This window comes from Paracoccus beibuensis, assembly GCF_026162625.1.
Lineage (GTDB): Bacteria > Pseudomonadota > Alphaproteobacteria > Rhodobacterales > Rhodobacteraceae > Paracoccus > Paracoccus beibuensis.
Genome location: NZ_JAOTBD010000081.1, coordinates 1 through 2,442, shown reverse-complemented (window position 1 = coordinate 2,442; position 2,442 = coordinate 1). Strand labels below are relative to the sequence as shown.

The 2,442-nt window shown below is 65.7% G+C and carries 3 protein-coding genes; all 3 read left to right on the top strand.

Annotated elements, in window-relative coordinates; genetic code table 11:
• Positions 1–462: IS66-like element accessory protein TnpA (gene tnpA / locus OC159_RS19805; protein ID WP_407674165.1), on the top strand; the 462-nt coding region annotated here is incomplete at its 5' end.
• Positions 462–809, top strand: a complete 348-nt coding sequence (gene tnpB / locus OC159_RS19800) for an IS66 family insertion sequence element accessory protein TnpB (protein ID WP_265502946.1) — start codon at positions 462–464, stop codon at positions 807–809. The genes tnpA and tnpB, both read left to right, overlap by 1 nt.
• A gap of 54 nt (positions 810–863) precedes the next feature.
• On the top strand, positions 864–2,414 hold the full coding sequence (gene tnpC / locus OC159_RS19795; protein WP_265502945.1) for an IS66 family transposase: 1,551 nt from the start codon (positions 864–866) through the stop codon (positions 2,412–2,414).
• Positions 2,415–2,442: the final 28 nt, after the last annotated feature.

Genomic DNA, 2,442 nt, shown 5'->3' with positions numbered 1-2,442 from the left:
GAGGCGGTATTGCGAAGTCCTTTTCATCGTTTGATGGGAATGCGTTTCGCAATGTGTGCCAAGAATTCGTTTCTCACTTCCCTGGGTGTTGAGATCTATGCCTCGGGGCATCGTCGGTGGCCGGATGAGGTGAAGGCTCTTGTGGTCGCCGATACGCTGGAGCCGGGTGCCACGGTGAATGCCGTGGCGGACAGGTATGGTGTGCAGCCGAACCAGCTGTCGGCGTGGCGGCGGCTGGCGAAGCAAGGCAAGCTGGTGCTGCCATCTGCACCAGCCGACGAGCCGGTTTTTGCCCCGCTTGTGGTCTGCGATCCGGCGCCAGCGCCACCTTCCTGCGACAGGCGGCCGGCTGGAGAGCAGATCCGGATCGTGGTCGGTGAGGTGAGGCTCGAACTGGCGGCGGACACGCCCGCCGTTCGGTTGGCCGAGATCGTCCGGGCGCTCGGAGCCGCGCCGTGCTGATGCCTTCGCAGGGCATGCGGATCCTGGTGGCAACCAAGCCGGTGGACTTCAGAAAGGGGCATGACGGGTTGGCGGCGCTGGCGCAGTCGATGCTGGCGGAAGACCCCTTCACCGGCACGATCTTTGTGTTCCGCTCGAAGCGGGCCGACCGGTTGAAGATCCTGTTCTGGGACGGCAGTGGCCTGGTGATGGCTTACAAGCGCCTCGAGGCCGACAGCTTCACCTGGCCCGCCGTCCGGGACGGCGCCCTGACCTTGAGCCGAACGCAGTTCGAGGCGCTTTTTGCTGGCCTCGACTGGCGGCGGGTCCGGCCTCTGGAGACCCCGAAGCCGGCCGTTGCTGAATGACTTAAACAACAGAAAAGACGAGCAATATCAGGTTGACCGGGCTATGATCGCGACATGTCCGCAGTCCCGTCCGTCGACCTGTCCGTCATCCCCGAAAGCCAGCGTGCAGCTGTGCTGGCCGTGCTGCGCGAACGGGATGTGCTGCGGGAAGCCAACCGGCGGCTGGAGCATCTGATCGCCGAGCTGAACGAGGCCGTGCATGGCAAACGCTCGGAAAAGCTGAACGACGACGAGCGCCAGCTGGCTTTCGAGGACCTGGAAACCGCCGTGGCCGAGGCCGAGACCCGGCAGGATGCAGAGGTTGGCCCCCGCACGCCTTCGCCTAGAGCCGCACGCCGCAATCGCGGACATCTTCCGGCAAGCCTGCCGCGCTTTGAGCAGGTCATCGAGCCGGACAGCCTGCTCTGTCCGTGTGGCTGTGGCGAGATGCACCGCATCGGCGAAGACCGGACCGAGCGGCTGGATATCGTGCCCGCGCAACTGCGGGTCATCGTGACCATCCGTCCCAAATATGCATGCCGTCACTGTGCCGAGGGTGTGTCCCAAGCACCGGCGCCCGCGCACCTGATCGAGGGCGGCCTGCCGACCGAGGGTGTCCTCGCGCATGTCCTCGTCAGCAAGTATGCCGATCACCTGCCATTGTATCGCCAGAGCCAGATCCTCGCCCGCGCGGGCATCGAGCTTCACCGCAGCACGCTGGCCGATTGGATCGGCACCGCCGCCTTCCACCTCGGCCCGGTGGTTGATCGGCTGACCGAACACCTGAAGACGTCAACCAAGCTGTTCATGGACGAGACAACAGCCCCTGTGCTGGACCCCGGCCGGGGGCGGACGAAGACGGGCTATCTCTGGGCCTTGGCGCGCGATGACCGCTCATGGGGCGGAGGCGATCCCCCCGGCGTGGTCTTCACCTATGCGCCCGACCGCGCGGGCGAGAACGCAGAGCGCATCCTGCAGGGCTTTGACGGCATCCTGCAACTGGATGGCTACACTGGCTACAACCGCCTGACGCGCCCATCCCGGACAGGCGGCGCGCCGGTCACCGTCGCTCATTGCTGGGCGCATGCCCGGCGAAAACTGAAGGAGGTCTTCGACCGCGACGGCTCCGAGATCGCAGCCGAGGGACTGCGCCAGATCGCCGGGCTCTACCGGATCGAGGCCGAGATCCGCGGCATGGGTCCTGGCCAGCGGCTGTCGGCCCGCCAGGCGCGCACTGCGCCGCTGGTCGCTGCATTCGGGGAATGGCTTCAGCTGCAGTGTCGGCGCGTATCGATGAAGTCGCGCCTCGGCGAGAAGCTGGCCTATATCCATCGCCACTGGGACGGGTTGCAGACCTTCCTGCGCGACGGCCGCGTCGAGATCGACTCCAACAACGTCGAGAACCTGATCCGCCCGATCGCTCTGACCCGCAAGAACGCGCTCTTCGCCGGCCATGACGAGGGCGGTCGATCCTGGGCACGCATCGCCTCCCTGATTGCCACCGCAAAGATCAACGGCGTCGAGCCCTTCGCCTACCTCAGGGCAACTTTGGAAGCGGTGGCCACCGGTCACCCGCAAGCAAGGATCGACGACCTGCTACCCTGGAACTTCGAGCCTTCAAGCTGAAAGCGCGTGGGGCGCAACCGCCGCTTAC

Bases quoted from the DNA above. Each gene is read 5' to 3' on its own strand.
- tnpB (WP_265502946.1), top strand. From the start codon at position 462: ATGCCTTCGCAGGGCATGCGGATCCTGGTGGCAACCAAGCCGGTGGAC.
- tnpC (WP_265502945.1), top strand. From the start codon at position 864: ATGTCCGCAGTCCCGTCCGTCGACCTGTCCGTCATCCCCGAAAGCCAG.